17 protein-coding genes are annotated in these 17,326 nt (G+C 50.5%); all 17 read right to left on the reverse strand.

The window, feature by feature from the left end; translation table 11 throughout:
• Positions 1 to 42 precede the first annotated feature (42 nt).
• Positions 43 to 624, reverse strand: a complete 582-nt coding sequence (locus Pmgp_RS00310; RefSeq protein WP_134211974.1) for an indolepyruvate oxidoreductase subunit beta — start codon at positions 622 to 624, stop codon at positions 43 to 45.
• On the reverse strand, positions 617 to 2,383 hold the full coding sequence (iorA, locus tag Pmgp_RS00315) for an indolepyruvate ferredoxin oxidoreductase subunit alpha (protein ID WP_134211975.1): 1,767 nt from the start codon (positions 2,381 to 2,383) through the stop codon (positions 617 to 619). Before iorA ends, Pmgp_RS00310 begins: the two co-directional genes overlap by 8 nt.
• A gap of 157 nt (positions 2,384 to 2,540) precedes the next feature.
• The gene (locus tag Pmgp_RS00320; protein WP_134211976.1) at positions 2,541 to 4,115 is read right to left on the reverse strand and encodes an L-lactate permease; all 1,575 of its coding nucleotides are present in this window, start codon (positions 4,113 to 4,115) and stop codon (positions 2,541 to 2,543) included.
• A gap of 84 nt (positions 4,116 to 4,199) precedes the next feature.
• Positions 4,200 to 5,450 (reverse strand): aminotransferase class I/II-fold pyridoxal phosphate-dependent enzyme, encoded by a 1,251-nt coding sequence (locus tag Pmgp_RS00325; RefSeq protein ID WP_134211977.1) that lies wholly within the window; start codon positions 5,448 to 5,450, stop codon positions 4,200 to 4,202.
• Positions 5,447 to 5,926 (reverse strand): Lrp/AsnC family transcriptional regulator, encoded by a 480-nt coding sequence (locus Pmgp_RS00330; RefSeq protein ID WP_134211978.1) that lies wholly within the window; start codon positions 5,924 to 5,926, stop codon positions 5,447 to 5,449. The genes Pmgp_RS00325 and Pmgp_RS00330 overlap by 4 nt, the downstream gene beginning before the upstream one ends.
• A 460-nt stretch (positions 5,927 to 6,386) precedes the next feature.
• Positions 6,387 to 7,787, reverse strand: coding sequence for a sodium:solute symporter family protein (locus tag Pmgp_RS00335; protein WP_134211979.1), 1,401 nt, complete (start codon positions 7,785 to 7,787; stop codon positions 6,387 to 6,389).
• Positions 7,788 to 7,836: 49 nt separating this feature from the next.
• Complete coding sequence (gene ypeB, locus Pmgp_RS00340) at positions 7,837 to 9,201, reverse strand: germination protein YpeB (protein WP_192902698.1); 1,365 nt, start codon at positions 9,199 to 9,201, stop codon at positions 7,837 to 7,839.
• Positions 9,202 to 9,214: 13 nt separating this feature from the next.
• Positions 9,215 to 9,877, reverse strand: coding sequence for a spore cortex-lytic enzyme (sleB, locus tag Pmgp_RS00345; protein WP_134211981.1), 663 nt, complete (start codon positions 9,875 to 9,877; stop codon positions 9,215 to 9,217).
• 195 nt (positions 9,878 to 10,072) lie between these two features.
• Positions 10,073 to 10,387, reverse strand: a complete 315-nt coding sequence (locus Pmgp_RS00350; RefSeq protein ID WP_134211982.1) for a TusE/DsrC/DsvC family sulfur relay protein — start codon at positions 10,385 to 10,387, stop codon at positions 10,073 to 10,075.
• A gap of 487 nt (positions 10,388 to 10,874) precedes the next feature.
• Positions 10,875 to 11,357, reverse strand: coding sequence for a 23S rRNA (pseudouridine(1915)-N(3))-methyltransferase RlmH (gene rlmH, locus Pmgp_RS00355; protein WP_134211983.1), 483 nt, complete (start codon positions 11,355 to 11,357; stop codon positions 10,875 to 10,877).
• A gap of 221 nt (positions 11,358 to 11,578) precedes the next feature.
• Positions 11,579 to 11,839, reverse strand: coding sequence for a CopG family antitoxin (locus Pmgp_RS00360; protein ID WP_134211984.1), 261 nt, complete (start codon positions 11,837 to 11,839; stop codon positions 11,579 to 11,581).
• Positions 11,836 to 12,096 (reverse strand): BrnT family toxin, encoded by a 261-nt coding sequence (locus Pmgp_RS00365; protein ID WP_192902699.1) that lies wholly within the window; start codon positions 12,094 to 12,096, stop codon positions 11,836 to 11,838. Before Pmgp_RS00365 ends, Pmgp_RS00360 begins: the two co-directional genes overlap by 4 nt.
• A gap of 108 nt (positions 12,097 to 12,204) precedes the next feature.
• On the reverse strand, positions 12,205 to 12,516 hold the full coding sequence (locus tag Pmgp_RS20745) for a transposase zinc-binding domain-containing protein (protein WP_134211986.1): 312 nt from the start codon (positions 12,514 to 12,516) through the stop codon (positions 12,205 to 12,207).
• Between the two features lie 69 nt (positions 12,517 to 12,585).
• The gene (murA, locus tag Pmgp_RS00375) at positions 12,586 to 13,842 is read right to left on the reverse strand and encodes a UDP-N-acetylglucosamine 1-carboxyvinyltransferase (RefSeq protein WP_134211987.1); all 1,257 of its coding nucleotides are present in this window, start codon (positions 13,840 to 13,842) and stop codon (positions 12,586 to 12,588) included.
• A gap of 117 nt (positions 13,843 to 13,959) precedes the next feature.
• Positions 13,960 to 14,847: a peptidase MA family metallohydrolase gene (locus tag Pmgp_RS00380; RefSeq protein WP_134211988.1), complete on the reverse strand. Its 888-nt coding sequence runs from the start codon at positions 14,845 to 14,847 to the stop codon at positions 13,960 to 13,962.
• 112 nt (positions 14,848 to 14,959) lie between these two features.
• Complete coding sequence (locus Pmgp_RS00385) at positions 14,960 to 15,541, reverse strand: tetratricopeptide repeat protein (protein ID WP_134211989.1); 582 nt, start codon at positions 15,539 to 15,541, stop codon at positions 14,960 to 14,962.
• Positions 15,542 to 15,747: 206 nt separating this feature from the next.
• Positions 15,748 to 17,160 carry a peptidoglycan DD-metalloendopeptidase family protein gene (locus tag Pmgp_RS00390; protein WP_134211990.1) on the reverse strand — a complete coding sequence of 471 codons (1,413 nt, stop codon included), beginning with the start codon at positions 17,158 to 17,160 and terminating at the stop codon, positions 15,748 to 15,750.
• Positions 17,161 to 17,326: the final 166 nt, after the last annotated feature.

Below are 17,326 nucleotides of genomic sequence, written 5' to 3' on the forward strand. Positions count from 1 at the left end.
TTTTCACTGAGCTAACGGTATAATCATTTTAATTAATTATTTTTATTGCTTATAGTCATATCCGGCGGCAAAGGCGGCTTTGTTCACTTCCAGCAGCTTGGACGGTACACGCCGGCTGAGCGCTTTTTCCCATATCTCCCGTCCTATCGGGAGGCTGCGGGCTATTACACCCAGGAGCACCACATTGGCGGCCTTGGCATTGCCGCATTCTTTGGCGATACTGTGGGCGTCCACCGACATCATGCCGGGCGCTTTGGAACGGATATACTCAAGTATGTTCTGCGGATATTCAGCAGCTCCCGTCAGTACAGGCACCGGGGGGATTTCCTGCTCGTTGATGATTATCGTGCCGCCCGGCTTGAGTGAGGCAAGGAGTCGCAACCCCTCCAGTTTTTCAAATGCCAGCAGCACATCCGCCCCTCCCGCGGGAATCAGTGGGGCGTACACTTTTTCGCCCAGACGCACCTGGGTGACCACACTGCCGCCACGCTGGGCCATTCCGTGTATTTCAGATACTTTTATGTCATAGCCCGCTTCCTGAGCTGCCACAGCCAGAATCCTGCTGGCCAGTATAGTCCCCTGGCCGCCGACACCAACCATCAAAATATCAACCGGCTTAAGCACCTGTCTTTCCCCCTTTCACCAGAGCCGCCTCGGGGCACACCTGGGGGCACAGGCCGCAGCCTGTACAGGCCAGCGGATGCACCCTGGCTGTTTTCTCTTTCATTAGGATGGCCGGGCAGCCGAGACGGATACATGCCTTGCAGCCTATACATTTGTCCGGCAGGGCCTCAACAGCAGGCTCAACTGCCTTAGATAAAAGGACGCAGGGCCTGCGTGCGATAATCACTGAGGGCTCACCGGCTTCAGTCTCTTCCTGCACAGCCTTTTTGGTTTCAGCCAGGTCTAACGGGTCAACCACTCTTACCCGCTTAACGCCCAGCGCCCTCACCAGCGTTTCTAAGTCAACAGCCGGAGCAACCTCACCCATTAAGGACAATCCTGTGCCGGGGTGCTGCTGGTGGCCGGTCATAGCGGTAGTACGGTTGTCCAGGATAATCACGGTGCCGGCGCCTTTATTATAGACCATGTTCAACAGCCCGGTGATGCCCGAGTGAAGGAAGGTGGAGTCACCGATCACCGCCACTGTACGGCCTGCCAGCGCGGGGTCGGCTTTGCCCATACCATGTGCCGCGCCGATGCTGGCGCCCATACAGACACAGCAGTCCATCGCTTCCAGGGGCGGCAGCCCGCTTAATGTATAGCAGCCGATGTCGCCCGTTACGTTCAGCTTGAGGCGTTTAAGCACGTAAAACATGCCCCTGTGGGGACAGCCCGGGCACAATACCGGCGGTCTGCCGGGGACTCCCGGCGCGTCTTGCAGGTCAGGTTTTACCATACTATCCGGCAAAGCCGGCTTTATTCCCGCCTCAACAAATTTTTCGGAGATCATCCCGGCATCAAGTTCACCGGAGTTGGGGATAAGTTCCTTGCCGGATACCGCCAGTCCCATGGCTTTGACCTGATCTTCGATAAAGGGTTCCAGCTCTTCAACCACAATCAGCCGGTTCACACCGGCGGCGAACTGCCTGATCAAGCCTTCCGGCAGCGGGTTGGTCAGCCCCAGCTTAAGAACAGAAGCGTCCGGCAAAGCCTCCCGCACATACTGGTAGCTGATACCGCTGGTAATAACACCTACTGCCCGGTCACGCCATTCAATAAAGTTCAACCGGCTTGTCTCAGAATACTCCCTGAGGCCCGCCATTCTTACTTCCAGGGCGGCCCGGCGCATCTTGGCGAAAGCAGGCACCATCAGGTATTTTGGGGCGTTTTTAACGTAGCCGCGGGTAGTGCCCGGCCTGGGGTTTCCCGTTTCAACAAAACTCTGCGAGTGGGCCACCCTGGTAGTGGTCCTGAGCATAACAGGCGTGTCGAACTGCTCGCTTATTTCCAGGGCCAGGCCCACCATGTCCCTGGCCTCCTGGCTGTCGCACGGCTCCAGCAGCGGTATCTTGGCAAATTTCGCGTAGTGCCGGTTGTCTTGTTCATTCTGCGAGCTGTGCATACCGGGGTCGTCCGCTGAGACCAGGACAAAACCCCCGTTCACACCAGTATAGGCAAAGGTCAGCAGGGGGTCTGCGGCCACGTTGACTCCGACATGTTTCATGGCCACCAGTGTACGGGCGCCGGCCAGTGAGGAACCGATACCAACTTCCATGGCGACTTTTTCGTTAGGCGCCCACTCCGCGTAAACACCCGGGTAGCGCGCAAAATTTTCTAATATCTCCGTGCTGGGCGTGCCCGGGTATGCCGCGGCGACTGTCACGCCGGATTCAAAAGCGCCTCTGGCAATGGCTTCATTGCCCGAAAGAAGCTCCTTCAAATAATATCACCTCCGCAAAAATACGATCTCTCAATATAAAAACCCGGTGCGGCAAGCTGGAACTTGGCCGAACCGGTTCGATCACAACATAATTAACAGTAATTTCAGTTAAAAGTTTAGCAGAAATACTCCGGCCGGACAAGGGGCAAATGACAGCTTATATAATTTGCGCGAAAAGCACGGCTATGATGCCGGCCACAAAGGTCATGATGATAGATATGATGAAAGCTGTCTTGATTACTTCGCTTTCTATACCAAGCGCGTCAATAGTGGCAGCCGCGTTTTGCAGTTTGGCGGGGGAAATGACACTGGCCAGGCCGCCGCCGATGGCGGTTACCGCGGTTACTACCAGGGCGTTGACTTTGAGCATCTGTGAGGTCAGGATGTGGTACTTGGTAAACATGGCGATGGTTGAAGCCTCGCTGCCGGTGACAAACCCGCCGAAGAGGCCCAGGAAACTGCTGATGAACGGGTAGGCTGAGCCAAACGCCAGCGCCGACGCATGGGCCAGGACCCAGATCATGTTCGAATTTTGGTCAACGATCTTATAAACGCCGCCGCCCAGGTTTTGCAGGCCGGAGTTGTTCATCACAAAGGCAATCGCAAAGAATATGGCGGCAGAAAAGGTAGGCCTGAGCGCCCGCTTCAGCCACTTGCCCAACGTAAATTTAACCATGTCGCCGGACGGCCTGAGCCACAGCGCGGCAACTATGGTGCTGATCAAAACCCAGGTATAGGCGTTCCAGATCATCCTGGTAACGATTTTTTGTCCCGGTATTACATACACAGGCATGGCATACCTGGTAAACAGCAGGTCTTTTAAGGGCGGGAAATAGTTGATGAAAAACAGCGCCGCAATCAGGATCAGCCAGGGAGACAATGCTTTAGACAGGCTCATGCCTTTTTCCACAGAAAGGTCTTCTTTCGTTAAAATAGTCCTGTCAATAACCGGCCGGCCCAGAAGCTTCAAGTAAAGCAGCATCACCAGAATAGTGACAAAACCGGATACCACCCCGGTTAATACAACACCATTTTTTAAAAAGGGTGTGTAGCTCATGGCAACGGCCATACCGCCGTTGGTGAGCCCGGCCAGCAAGCAGGGAACAAACCCCTCCCTCATCAGTTTGTATTTACCCACTATCCAAAGCATACCAAAACCGATTAAAGGGGAAATGATGGGCAAGAACTTGGCAAAAACCTGGGCTGATTCAATCAAGGGCGTTCCGGTTAAATCAGAAAAAGCAACCAGCGGCGCGCCGAGCAGCGCAAAGGTGCATAAGGCGTCAAACCCGATGGCGGGAAGGGCTACGGCCACAAATGTCGAATAGCCTAATGCCGCCAGGATCGGCGGCAGTATTGACACCGGAGTGGCGCCGATAGAAACCAGCAGAGTACCGGCCCCCACGTTCAACAGCATGATCTGCACTGCTTTATCAGCCGGGGCCAGGGTTTTCACAAACACCACTATTCTTTTAATCGCGCCGGTCGATTCCATAAAGGTGATTTGCAAGATTGAGGTCAGCACCATCAGAGATACCGGGAATGATGATATTATACCCGCCAGGCTGGCCCGGAGACCTACCTCAAGTGAAGTGTTAAAAAAAATAACGGCGATAACCAGGGCCAGGATCCACCCGGCTGTCCCGCTGACATCGGCCGCCATCCGCCGCCAGGTCATCAACACTACTATGAGCGCAATTGGCAGCAGGGTTAAAATAATTGATAAAGCCACTTTTCTACTGTCCTCCCAAACTACTTTTTTAATTATTCACTGCAAAAAAAAAGCTGCCTGTGAATAATCAGACCCCAATATGTTCTATACCGTCTGACAAATTCCTTCTTTTTTAGACTCATTTTTACCAAATGAAAAGGTTAAAATCTTTCCTTTATTCACCCTTCTCTTAACAAAGCTGTTCATACGCCTGAAAGCCTCGGTCAAATCATCCACAGAAGCGGCGTAAGAACAGCGGATAAACCCTTCTCCCTGTTCGCCGAAGGCGTTGCCGGGAACAACAGCCACTTTTTCCTCTTTCAACAGCTGCTGGGCAAAATCTTCCGAAGAAAGCCCTGTGCTCCTGATTTCGGGAAAGGCGTAAAACGCGCCGCGGGGCTCGCTGCAGGGCAGGCCTATTTCCCGGAATGCTTGCATTACCAGGCGGCGGCGGTGGTTATAGTGCTCCACCATTTTATGCATGCCGCTTTTCCCGTTTTTCAAAGCTTCCAGCGCGGCAACCTGTGCGGTAATGGGGGCGCAAAGCATGGTATACTGGTGGATCTTGGTCATGGCTGAAATAAAGTCGGGATGCCCCGCGGCGTATCCTATCCGCCAGCCGGTCATGGCGTGTGACTTGGAAAAACCGTTAAGTAAGATGGTGCGGTCGCGCATACCAGGCAGGGATGGAATACAGGTATGCTCGCCCACATAGGTGAGCCTGCCGTAAATTTCATCGGAAACAACGATTAAATCATGAGCCCTGGCAATTTCGGCAATTTCCAGGAGTCTTTTCCGGTCAATGGTTGACCCGGTGGGGTTGTTCGGGTTGCACAGGAGCAAAACCTTGGTTTGGGGGGTAATGGCCTTTTCCACCATTTCCGGGCTCACCTGGAAACCGCTTTCCATCGAAGTGCTTAAATATACAGGCACAGCTCCGGTCATCAGGGTAACAGGAGCGTAGGAAACATAAGAAGGCGCCGGGATCAGCACCTCATCCCCCGGGCACAGGACCGTGCGCATAGCCAGGTCAAATGCTTCACTCACGCCCACGGTTATTAAAATCTCTTCCCGCGGGTTATAGGAAACCCTGTAACTGGAAGACAGGTCACGGGCAATTTCTTCCCTTAGCTCAAGCAGGCCGTGGTTGGAAGTGTACATGGTATAACCCTTTTCCAGAGAATAAACACAGGCTTCTCTGATATGCCAGGGAGTTACAAAATCAGGTTCGCCAACTCCTAATGAAACAACACCCTTCATTTCAGCCACCAGGTCAAAAAAACGCCTGATCCCTGAAGGCTGAATGCTCCGCACTGTTGGATTTATCCTGTCAAGCCAGTTAGATTGCTTTGTCATGGGGTCACCATCAACCTCCTGTCCTCTTCACCGTCATCCATAATAATGCCGTTATACTTATAATTCTTGAGCACAAAATGGGTGGCTGTGCTCAACACGTGTTCAATCGAGGCCAGTTTTTGAGTTACAAAGGTTGCCACTTCCCGCATAGTCTGGCCTTCTATTACAACGATCAGGTCATAAGCCCCCGACATCAGGCGTACAGTTTTTACTTCCGGGAAACGGCAAATCCGCATGGCAACGGCATCATATCCTATATCCCGCTGGGGCGTAATTTTTACTTCAATAATGGCTGAAACCTTTTCCTCGCCTACCTTCTCCCAGTCAACCAGGGTCTGGTAGCCTACAATTACTTTTCTTTCTTCAAGTTCCTTAATGGCCTGCTCCACTTCTTCTTCTTTCTTATTCAGCATGACTGCTATTGTTTTTGGGGTTAACCTGGCGTCGTTTTCAAGAAGTTCAAGAATCTCCTTCACCCGACATTCTCCTTTCAAAAATGCAAATAAAAAACCCCGCGTCCTCACAAAGGGACGGGAGTCTATCTCGCGGTACCACCCTAGTTGACTGCAGACAGATAACTGCCTGTCAGCCCTCTCTAACCCGTTAACGGAGGCAACCCGGCTCAGCTTACTTTCGTTTTCAGCCTGCGGCATCAGAGGCGGCCCGGTCGCTTTCCTCCGCCGGGCTTACACCATACCCCGGCTCGCTGGTGATTATCAGCGACATTCTTCCCCTTCATCGCCTTGTCAAATAAAATTGAAGCTATTATAGCACGCGCCACCAGGGGAGTCAACAGGCAATATTTAGACGTGAGAATTGAGAAGTGGGACGTGAGACTTCCGGGTATTCCATCCCGGTCTAAAATATGGATACATCTCTTCTGTTCAATGCCTTCGTACTGTTAGGTTATTCCTTTAAAGTGTTTTACCCTTAAGACTATCCTTCAATCTCACGTCTCACGTCCCACTTCCCACGTCCAAAATGGCTGCCGGTGAGCATGATTGCCACTGAAAGACCCATACCGACATAGAGAGGATCTACTGACCGGGGGAAAATAAAAGCCCACAGCAAGGCCATAAGCGGTGCTATAATAACAGCCCTTAATCCTGCCCCGGGGAGTATTTTCCCCGCGGCAAAAACTGCGGCAACCAAGGGGGCAAAAACTGTTACACCGCGGAGGGTCATTGATAAAAACGCCCACTTCAGGATCAGGGTTTTTATGTTGATAAGAACAAACAAGAGACTGAACATACTTACCAGAACCACCATCACCCGGGATGACAGCAATATTTTCCTGTCACCGGCAAGAGGCCGCAGCCGGCAATAAATATCATGGGTGAGTACTGTACTAATACCCAGGGTAAGTGCCGCGCCGGTCATAAATAATGATATAAGCAGGGTGCCAAAGGCTACACCGCTCAGCCAGGGATTAAGGTGACCGGCTAGAAACAGCGGCAGGGCGCTCCCAGGCTCAATTTCAGGCCGCACAGTACGCATGTATAAACCTATTAATGTCGCTATCAGTCCCGCAATGGGTATTAAAAGCCCGGCTAAAAAGACTCCCAGCCTTGCGGACCGCGCGTTTTTTGCTGAAAAAACGGGCTGAAGATAGGTCTGGGTGGAAATAAAGCCCACTATTACAGAAAAGCCTGAGGCCAGCTCTTTTCCCACACCCTGTGGAAACAATGAAAACCAGGCGCCGTCAGGGAATGACTGCCTGGCCCCCTGAAAACCACCCAATAGATGATAACTGGTTAATCCTGCAATAAACAAGACGGCGTAGATCAAGAAAAGTTTAATCAAGCCAATCAGGCTGGCCCCCCAAACCCCTCCAAACATAATAAAGATTAACAGCGCCAGAGTAAAAAACACTGCCGCGAGCTGCGGCGAGACAGGGAACAGGCTGGTCAGAACCGGCACAGCCGACAACCCCTGGGCGGCAACCTGTATAAACATCCCGGCGGATGTATAAATAGCCACCCATGGCCGTACCGATTCACCATATGCAGCAGCCAGATACTGGGCAACAGTGTCCACCTTGCGGGACCTCAGCGGCTCTACCAGAAATAAACCCAGAACAAAACAAGCCAGACCGCCGCCCAGGGTAAACCATATCGCGCTGATACCATATTGAAAGGCCAACTGGGCTGTCCCTATGGTTGAGGTTCCTCCTATAAAGGCCCCAATCAGAAAGCCTCCCACCAGGGAGGGCCCTATTTGCCTGCCGCCTACAGAAAAATCCTCCGCGGTGCGAACAAAGCGTGTAGAGTATACACCTGCAAAAACAACTAAAATAATGACTGATACAATGCTGATATAGTGAATGTGCGTAATCATAAAGCGATTATAACACAATTGGGCCGTGGGAAGTGAGATGTGAGCCAAATCACATGGTTAAAACGCCGCCGGGAGTGTCAATCAGTTTAAGCACATTTTCTTCCCTGCCGTCAACAGCGTTTACATAGACCAGGTAAGTATCCTCACCAAGTTTGCCCTGAAATTCATAAGCAAGTTTTTCATCATCCGCCCCAAGGGGTATCAATACCAGTTTTCCGCCGCCGGTAACCTGCAGGCGGGAGTTAATCGTTCCCCTGGCGCGCTCAGGTGTTATTTTGGCCTGAGGCAAGTCGCGTGTGCGGTGTGACATCAGGTAGCCCGAGGTTTCAGCGCCGGTAACCTCACCGTTGTCCAGCGCTACCGTCACTTTAACCAAATCCGGGTATAAAACAACGCTGTTCTGGGCTGCCGCAAAATTATAAGTAACGGAATTACCATGACGGGTAAAATAGGTTGCCTGCATTTCACCAAAACCATGGTTTTTTAGATAAGTTAAAGCCTTTTGCCGCGCCGTATCAAGGTCAACCGTCTGATTTGCCACCGGACGGGAGTTCAAAGCCCAGATCAATTTTCCACCTTTTTTTGAGATATCCAGGACCGTTGCGCGTGTACTGTCTCCGTCCGGGGTAACCTCGACCCTGTAAGCCGGGATGCGGCCCTGCGCCGTGCCTTTTACAGCGGCATTGTATGCCACACCAGGCTGCCTGTCTATGTATGACAACGCCTTGTTTGGCGCTTCAGCGGGGCTTACCTCCGCCAACCCGTCCAAATACCTGGGTTCAGTCCGCTCCAGGTGTTCTGAAAAGGGGCCGTCATAAATCAGAGACGGGTACTGCTGCATCCTTCTATCCATAGCTTGAAAATCAGTTACCGCCAGGTTATCCGGGTTCTGCTGCAGGTTCTTTCTAATCTGCCGGACAAGTTCTCCAAAGTAAAAGTTGTTTTGGGCAACGTTATACTGCACACCCTGCAGTTCCTTGTTTAGCTCCATTGACTGCTGGTACAGGCTGTTCAAGGTATCCCAGTTTTTGGAGTCGACATTATCACCCCTGTTTATCTGCCCCGCTAAGCTGCCAGCATAATCACCCACCTGAGTTAGAAACTTGGCTGTACGGCCCGCCAGCGCGTCGTTCAGCGGCAATTGCCCAAGGTTGGACTGGGCAAAGGCGGCCTGTTGCCGGATATCCATTAACAGTGACGCGTCGAGGCGCGGGTCGGTGGCAACCATACTTTTGGATAAAAGCACTTCCAGGTTCTGCACCTGACCAGTCATGTCATAGAAAGCTCTCTGGTATTTATTGTTTAAAAAGTTCTCCAGGTCGCGGCTGGCCCGGGCCTGGCTGTAGCCCCACGCGCCGGTCGCGGCGATCACTAAAAAGCTGGCCACAGCCGACAGGATCATCCACTTTCTCACAAATATCCCCCCATTACCGTGCAAAGACATGATTGCCAATCTGCGTGATTACATTTCTTGACCAAATCCACGGGTTTACCGGTTTGGCCGGGTTCCAGAAAAAAATCGCGCCACCGGTGGGATCATACCCGCTCATAGCCATCTGGGCAGCCTCTATTGACTCCTGGCTTAATGGCCGGTAGGCCTGGCCGTTGCTGATAGACTCGAAAGCGTGATCCTGAAAAATCACACCACTTATAGTGTGGGGAAAAGAAGCGCTTTTGGTCCTGTTCATAATCACCGCTCCGACAGCTACTTTGCCCAGAAGCGGCTCGTCAGCGGCCTCTCCCTCGATCACCCGTGCCAGTATGCCTATGTCACCTCTGTCTGTTGCCGCTCCCCTTGACACAGCAGGCATGGCCTCCTGTCTGCTCAGACCAAGCGCGGCAAGGGTCGCCCCGCCTGCCACACCATCCACTGGAATTCCGTTATTACGCTGGAAATTCTGCACCGCCCGGTAGGTTTCGTCTCCATAATAACCGTCAAGCGGGCCTTGGTAATAACCCCACTGGCTGAGTTTCTGCTGCACCTGGAAAACCTCGTCTCCGCTGCTCCCCCAGTAAAGCGCCTCCGCCTCCGCCGCCTGCCGCCCCTGTGTGAACACAACTAAGCCCAAAAGCACAAGCAGGCATACCATGCACAGAATAAACTTATACCCGGCATACGAAAATTTCTTATCGATGATTTCTCACCTCCTGGCTTTCAATAGTATTTTTTCTGTTATTGCAATTTTTATGTAAGCTGTAAAAAACAAATACCCCGGACCGGGTTTAACCCGCCGGGGCAAATGATTAACTATCTTTAACTTGGAAAACACAGTTCCCCATAAAAATCACACGCAGCCGGCCGGTTTCGGCAGGCCGGCCAGTTTGCACGCGCCCTTAGCCGGACCGGCGGGGAACAATTCATAAATTTGTTTTAAGCTGTAGCCAGTATCTTTGCAAAGCTTCCGGATCATCGGGGCGATCTGGAACTCATTGTAATAATCACGCAGATAGCGGATTATTTTCCAATGGTCCTCTGTAAGAGTAATCCCTTCCCGCGAAGCTAAAGCGACAGCAAGGTCTTCGCTCCAGTCATCCGGGTCTATTAAAAAACCTTCGTCGTCAACTTCTATTTCCCTGTCTTTAATGTTGATACCAGGCAATAACCGCACCTCCCGCTGCTTTATATATAAGGTATTATCCCTTAATTGATTAAAAAGTCATATGTTAAAAGATACCATGGTCAAATCTCTCAGTCAACCGGATTTAACCGCCAAAAAGAGAGAAGGCCTGCGCCTTCTCTCCAAAGCAACCGTCCCTATAGTCTAGCGGATCCTGGGGTTATTCTGATTATTGACCGGCTAAAATCAATTTTCCGAAACGAACCTGCGAGATTGGTCACACTCAATTTCCTTCAGATCATCCTTACCTAAATTAACCTTTACTTAAAACCAGATACAAAAAACACTATCCTAGGACTGGTCAAACTACTTGCAATGTACCCGAAATACCTTCCGAATTGCTCTTGCTTGCAACTAAACCAATGTCACTATAGGGATGGTGCTTAAGGTAATAATAGCATGGAGCCTGCCAAAATGCAATAGCCTCATGGAATAAAGACATGCTGTCGCAAATGGAATTGTATTCCTTTTAATAGTGGTATGGCTCTTTTCTGTAAATTTTAAACCAGCGGTATATTTGCTCCAGCAAAATAACGCGCATCAGCTGGTGCGGAAAGGTCATCCTTGAAAAGGAAATCCTCAAGTCGGCGCGCTCCAGAACATTTTTGGACAGTCCCAGGGCGCCGCCGATAATGAAAGTCAGATCACCCTGCCCTCCCAGCGCTTTCCGGCCTAATATCCCCGCCATCTCTTCAGAGGAAAACTGTTTTCCCCGCAGGTCAAGAGCAATCATAAAAGTGCCCTGCCGCAAGCGCTTCAAGAGCCGCTCTCCTTCTCTTTCCTTTATTTTAGCTAAATCCAGCGGGGAGAGGCTTTCAGCAAAACTCTCGTCACTCACCTCAACAACTTCAACCCTGGCATAAGCAGAGAGCCGTTTCAGATATTCGCCCGCTGCTTCAGTCAGGTATTTCTCCTTGAGCCGCCCCACTGCCAGGATGGTAACATGAAACATAATTCCTCCCAAGAACAAATTCACCCTATCGGGCGACTTAATTAAACCGGGGATAGGTTTAGCTATGGTCTATCTCTATCCTCGGTTTCACCCGTATATAACATTTCTCTCCCACAATCGCAACCAAAGTTAAGAAAACTGAGCATATATCGCCTTCCAGTGGTATCAAAACCCAATGAATTAACACCGATCCTGCACAAGAATGAATGTTGATTGTGATTTTACAACATTTTCTTTTCCTGTATTAGTCTTTCTTTGATCCATAAACGGGCAAGAGTGCCTTGCGTAAGGCCCTTTTTTTGGGCGAGCTTCTTTATATGTTGGATGTCATCATGATCCAGCCTGACAGGCAGTATATCATTGTCTCTAATACACTCTACTTTGACCTCTTCAAGATCATCGTCAAATTCACTAAGAGAATGTTCATCCCAAAATTTTATCTCCTCTTCTTCACTTTTAAAGTAAGGGATTTTTTTGCTCATTCTCCGCGCCTCCTTTCATAACGGCGTTTTTCTGTATCGGTCATGTCACGCGCTGTAACCGGCCTAGCCAATCCGCTTTTTAGATATTCAAACACTGCGAAAATATACCTTCCGGACAGTGTCCTGCTTAAAAGGTAGTAACGGCCGGTTCGACCTCGTTCCCAAAGCCCGGGGTAATCAAAAACCGCTTCTTCAAGTTCATCAGGGCTAATGTTATGTCGGGCTATATGAGTAATGTTTGCCGTATCCCATTCCAAAGATACTATCCTCAATTATTATCACCAAAAATCGTTCGCAGGATAAATAACTAATCTAATTTTACCACAAACCTTAACTTGCAAAATAACAATTCCTCACAAAATCCGTCAAAACCCTCCTATTTCAACCTGTTTGTTTACCCAATTATCTATATAAACCTTACCGCATCGGCTGCAGAACCGGCTCTTACAGGAAAATCCTATAACCCTTTGATGCTTCCCGCACTCAGGGCACATATACTTAATAAAGCCGTATCGAGGGTCACCGCACCTTAACATTTTTTCAACAGATTCCGTGACACTCTCAATCATATCCCTGGGAATCTTATGCAGATTAGTTTTCCTAAATCCTTCCCAGTGGTCAGCAAATACCTTTTTTATTGTAATTGTTTCTACTCGCTTCTTACCATTTGCTTCCATATCATAATTCTACACTTATCCACAATGTTCGAAAAGCTACAAAAATAAAAGCGTGTCGCCACGCTTTTTTTAGTGTCTCCTGATGGAAGCCCCCAGATTCCTCAATTTTTCCTCCAGGTTGTGGTAGCCCCTGTCAATAAAACTAGCGTTGCAGATTTCCGTCTCCCCGGTGGCGATTAATCCAGCCACAATAAGGGCGGCGCCCGCGCGCAGGTCTGTCGCCTTGACCTGGGTGCCTTCCAGGCAGCTTACTCCTTCTATGACCGCGATCCGGCCTTCCACCTTGATCCTGGCGCCCATACGTTTCAGTTCGTCTGCCACCATAAAACGGTTCTCAAAGATATTTTCCACCAGCATGCTTGTCCCCGGAACGACTGAAAGCATGGCCGCCAGCTGAGACTGCATATCGGTGGGGAAGCCCGGGTAAGGCATTGTCTTTATATCAATGGGCTTAAGCGGCCTGCTGGATATCACCCGCAGTGAGTCTTCACCCTCAATCACATCCACGTCGGCTTCCCGCAGCTTTGCGCTTAAAGGCTGCACATGGGCTGGGATCATGTTCTCCAGGATAACATCTCCCTTTGTTGCCGCCGCCGCTACCATAAAAGTGCCCGCTTCAATCCGGTCCGGAATCACCGGGTAGCGCACCCCTCCTTTAAGGGAAGCCACGCCTTCTACCTTTATTACATCAGTGCCGGCTCCCCGCACTTTTGCTCCCATAGTGTTCAGGAAATTGGCAAGGTCCACAATCTCCGGCTCCTTGGCCGCGTTTTCTATAAGTGTCTGCCCTTTGGCCAAACAGGCTGCCATCATGATGTTTTCGGTCGCCCCGACACTGGGGAAATCCAGGTAAATCCTGGCGCCCTTCAGCCGTTCCGGCACACTGCCGCAGACACAGCCGTGTTCCAGAGACAGCTCGGCCCCCAGCCCGCTAAGACCTTTGAAGTGCAGGTCCATTGGCCTTATTCCGATATTGCAGCCGCCCGGCAGAGCCACTTTGGCCTGTCCGAATCTCGCCAGCATTGGGCCAAGCAGGAGATTGGACGCCCTTAGCTTTTTAACCAGATGAAAAGGAGCGCCCATGTTTATTTTCCTGGGAGGCATGATCCTCAGTGTTTCCGGGTTTTCCCATGCTATCTGGGCCCCCAGGTTGTTGATAATTTGAATCATTACACGCACATCGCTGATATCAGGAACATTCTCCAGCACTACCTCGTTCCTGGCAAGAATGGTGGCGCATAATAATGCGAGTGAAGCGTTTTTGGCACCGGAGATTTTCACTCTACCACGGAGGGAGCTTCCCCCCGTTATAATAATTTTGCCCATAAATTCCTCCTGGTGAGATCCTGAAAACTTTCACGTTTAGATTATTCGATCAAAAAGACTTTATTCCTGCCGGACGAAGAATTAGTCTGTTAACGAAGTATGGTGATGTTTTCTGTTTTAACCGCCCTGCCGGGCCCACGCCCGCCAGTTGGCCTCAAAGCCCGTGCTGTCAATCTGCAGGCTCTTTAAAAGGGCCTGGTCAAAGTTTTTTCCGTCTCCCAGTTCTTTAATCAAATTAAATAAAGTTTTTTCGCCGTACTGGTCGACAATGTACCTGACAGCGCTGTATGCTTCCCTGTAAGCAAGATACTGGTCGGGCAGGCTGTCAAAGTTTTGCGAGAGATCCTGCATAGAGTAAAACTGCTGTCCGGGCGATCCGTAGATATCGCTGAATTCAAACCCGGTTATTTTGTTTTCTTCGTATTGCGCCACTCCCTCGGTAAACCAGCGGGGGTAGTTGCCGCCAGTAAGGTAGTCAACCATCAAGTGGGTTAATTCGTGCGCCATCGGACCTGAAGTTGCAAAAGTTTCCTTCAACCTGGCGGGATCTTTTTCTTCAATCCACACTTCCGGTGTCAGCACCCTGATCGCCCCGCCCCAGTAAACCCCGATAGCGCTCTGCTTGGCGTCCCAGCCAAAACTGCCGTTCAATTCCTCCTTGGAAGAATAGAGAATCAACGGTATCCTGGCAGCAGGCACATAGCCGAAGTCCCCGGTGACCGGGCGGTAAAACATCTCCGCTGTGGCCAGGACCAACTCGGCTCCCTGGCGGTCTTCAGGCCTGAACTTAACATAGAAATGTTCAGATGTCAGCTTGTCCATATTCCAGGCGCTCAAAACGGTGTAACCTTTGATTAATTCCCTGACGGCCCAGTAACTGTAAGTTTTTGCACCTGCGGGCAGCCTCCCTAAAAAAGTCATAATCAAAATAAAAGCGGCCGTTAAAATTTTTACGGCCCTGAGTAATGATCCGCCTGTTTGGTCTTTATATTCACCGGGCTTCATAGCTGGCCTCCTAACTGATTAATTAACCAGTTTAATTATAAGGCCGGCACCTTGCACTTCCTAGCGGTAATAAATTCAAAAAGGCCGCTGGCAGGCGCGGCCTTTCTTCCTGCTAGTTCTGAGGCTGCTGGGTCTTCCACTCGTTAATTATCTGCCTGGCCTTTTCTACATTCGGCCCTTCCTTGGCCAGCTCAATATACTTCTCTATTTCCTTAATGCCCGCGGCATAGTCTTTTTTACCGGTCCCCAGGACAACGCCGTACAAGTAGTGGGCTTCTTTGTTATCCGGGTCTTTTTGGAGCAGTTCCTGGAGTTTGGCTTCCGCCTGGTCGTATTTTGCGCTCATGTAATAGATAAAGGCAATATCGTAGCGCGCCTCAGACTTGCCGGGGTCAAGGGCGAGCACCTGCTCGAAGGTTTTAACCGCCAGGTCCGGGTTGCCTGTATAAACATATGTTTCTGCCAGTTCCATCAGGACCGCTGTATCTGTGGGGTTCTCCAAAGCCTTGGCCTCAAGCTCAGCAAGCCTGTCCTGATTTGTCTGCTGCGCCGTGCTTTGGGTGCCGCCGCTTGTAGGCTGTTTTTGAAACATAGCGGCCAGCGGAACAACCAAACCAATAGCGATTAAAGCTGTAATTGTTATAAAAACAGCCTTCCTGAACCTGTTTCTTTTGACAGATTTTCGAATGAACAAATTTTTTCACCTCAAAAGTATTATAGCATTGTCAGGCCCGTTTACAACCCCTATTAAACAACAGAAATCCCGCCCGTCACCAGTCCCGCGCGCGGTAATAATTTTTGAGCCTGCCTATAAAAACGAACCGGCAAGACTAATCCTGCTGTACTTCTACGGTAACAGCACTTATATCTCACGTCCCACGACCCACTCCTCACATCCAATTACGGAAGGTAATTGGTCGGGTCACGCGGCACTCCTCCCACAATAGTCTCGAAATGCAGGTGTGGTCCGGTCGAGTTGCCCGTGGAACCCACCAATCCTATAACATCTCCGCGGTCAACGGATTCTCCGACACTTACCTCGATACTGGAAAGGTGCGCGTACCTGGTGACCAACCCGCCGCCATGGGATATCTGCACCTGCTTGCCGTATCCCCCGTCCCAGCCCGCTGAAACAACCGTGCCGCCGGCAACCGCCACTACATCGCTTCCATAAGACGCATCCAAATCAATACCTTCGTGCATTCTGCCCCAGCGCATGCCAAACGGTGAAACAATATCGCCGTCGCATGGCCAGGCCAGGCGCACCGAACCGCCGCGGGAAGCCACCATGGTTATTGTACCTTTAACCACGACTTCTGTGGTGGGCTCTCTTTTAACGATCTGGCTCAGGATTTCCCGCCCTGTTTCAAAACCGTTCTCCCTGGAGATGCGGTAGGTAACCGTTTTTTCACCCGGAACGCCCTCGGTGATTACCTCTTTCTCACCCAACAAGAGTTTGTCATCATATCTTACGTCAACAGGGCACGGTATTTTTTCATCAACTGTTGTCTCGCGGGTGGCCGTAACAGTAATCAGCGGCGCCTCCTTACTGAGATACAACACCTGGTCGATTTCCAAATTTTCCGGGTCCATACCAGGGTTGGTGAATATAATCTGATCCAGATCAATCTTAACAGCCCTGGCGATGTCCCACAGGTTATCTCCGTCTTTGACCTTATATTCCACAATTTTATTAGTTCCCAGTAAAACCTGCCTCTGAGCCGTGGCGAGGTCAAGTGTGTTTTCCAAATCCACGGGAGTCTCCACGACTTCTACCGTTTCCTTAAATCCCAACTGATCGCCCGGCTCAACCGGGTAAACTGTTTTAAGCCAGGCCAGCAGAGCCTCGGCATCCTGAATATCTTTTAAAAAAACTTTTTGTTCCCCGTTTACCAGTATGGCCGCTCCTTTGGCTTTAAAGGTAAGCGCACTGGCCAGCTCTTCACGCAACGCCTCCTGGTCCAGTACATCCTGCTGGTTAATCCTGATACCCTTGTATTTAATTTTTTCTAAAACATCTACCGGGCGGCCCGCTTCGCTTGTTTTAAACTTCACAAGATCGCCCATAACTTTTCTGGCAATGTTTTCATCGGCGGCGACAGCGATGATCCTGCCGTTGGCCATCACGGCGCAGGCATTACTATGAAAGGCTACATAGAGAGGAATTGTGATTGCCAGGTAAAGCCCCACAACGAAGCCTACCCGTCGCAGCATAGACTGCTTAAGGAACCATTGCTGGAAAATCAGGCAATAGGCGAAGAATACTGTTATTTCCAGCCTAAGGCGCCGCTGTCCTTCAGGTCTAGGCGGCAAATCAGCCAGCTCCTTTCATATTTTGTTTATTATAGAAATATCTCTCATTTTCTGGCTATATTAGTGCTGTTGTGGCAAAGTGGGTTTATTATACCACAGCAAATCAAGGCCGGTAAACCGGTTGTATTTATAGAAAACGGCCCATAACAGGCCGTATTTCCACTTG

It is taken from the genome of Pelotomaculum propionicicum (genome assembly GCF_004369225.1).
Taxonomy (GTDB): domain Bacteria; phylum Bacillota; class Desulfotomaculia; order Desulfotomaculales; family Pelotomaculaceae; genus Pelotomaculum_B; species Pelotomaculum_B propionicicum.

Coding starts and splice junctions, on each gene's coding strand:
- Pmgp_RS00360 (WP_134211984.1), bottom strand. CDS start 11,839: ATGAGCAAAAAAATCCCTTACTTTAAAAGTGAAGAAGAGGAGATAAAA.
- Pmgp_RS00325 (WP_134211977.1), bottom strand. CDS start 5,450: ATGACAAAGCAATCTAACTGGCTTGACAGGATAAATCCAACAGTGCGG.
- Pmgp_RS00335 (WP_134211979.1), bottom strand. CDS start 7,787: ATGATTACGCACATTCACTATATCAGCATTGTATCAGTCATTATTTTA.
- Pmgp_RS20745 (WP_134211986.1), bottom strand. CDS start 12,516: ATGGAAGCAAATGGTAAGAAGCGAGTAGAAACAATTACAATAAAAAAG.
- sleB (WP_134211981.1), bottom strand. CDS start 9,877: ATGGTATGCCTGCTTGTGCTTTTGGGCTTAGTTGTGTTCACACAGGGG.
- Pmgp_RS00380 (WP_134211988.1), bottom strand. CDS start 14,847: ATGAAGCCCGGTGAATATAAAGACCAAACAGGCGGATCATTACTCAGG.
- rlmH (WP_134211983.1), bottom strand. CDS start 11,357: ATGTTTCATGTTACCATCCTGGCAGTGGGGCGGCTCAAGGAGAAATAC.
- murA (WP_134211987.1), bottom strand. CDS start 13,842: ATGGGCAAAATTATTATAACGGGGGGAAGCTCCCTCCGTGGTAGAGTG.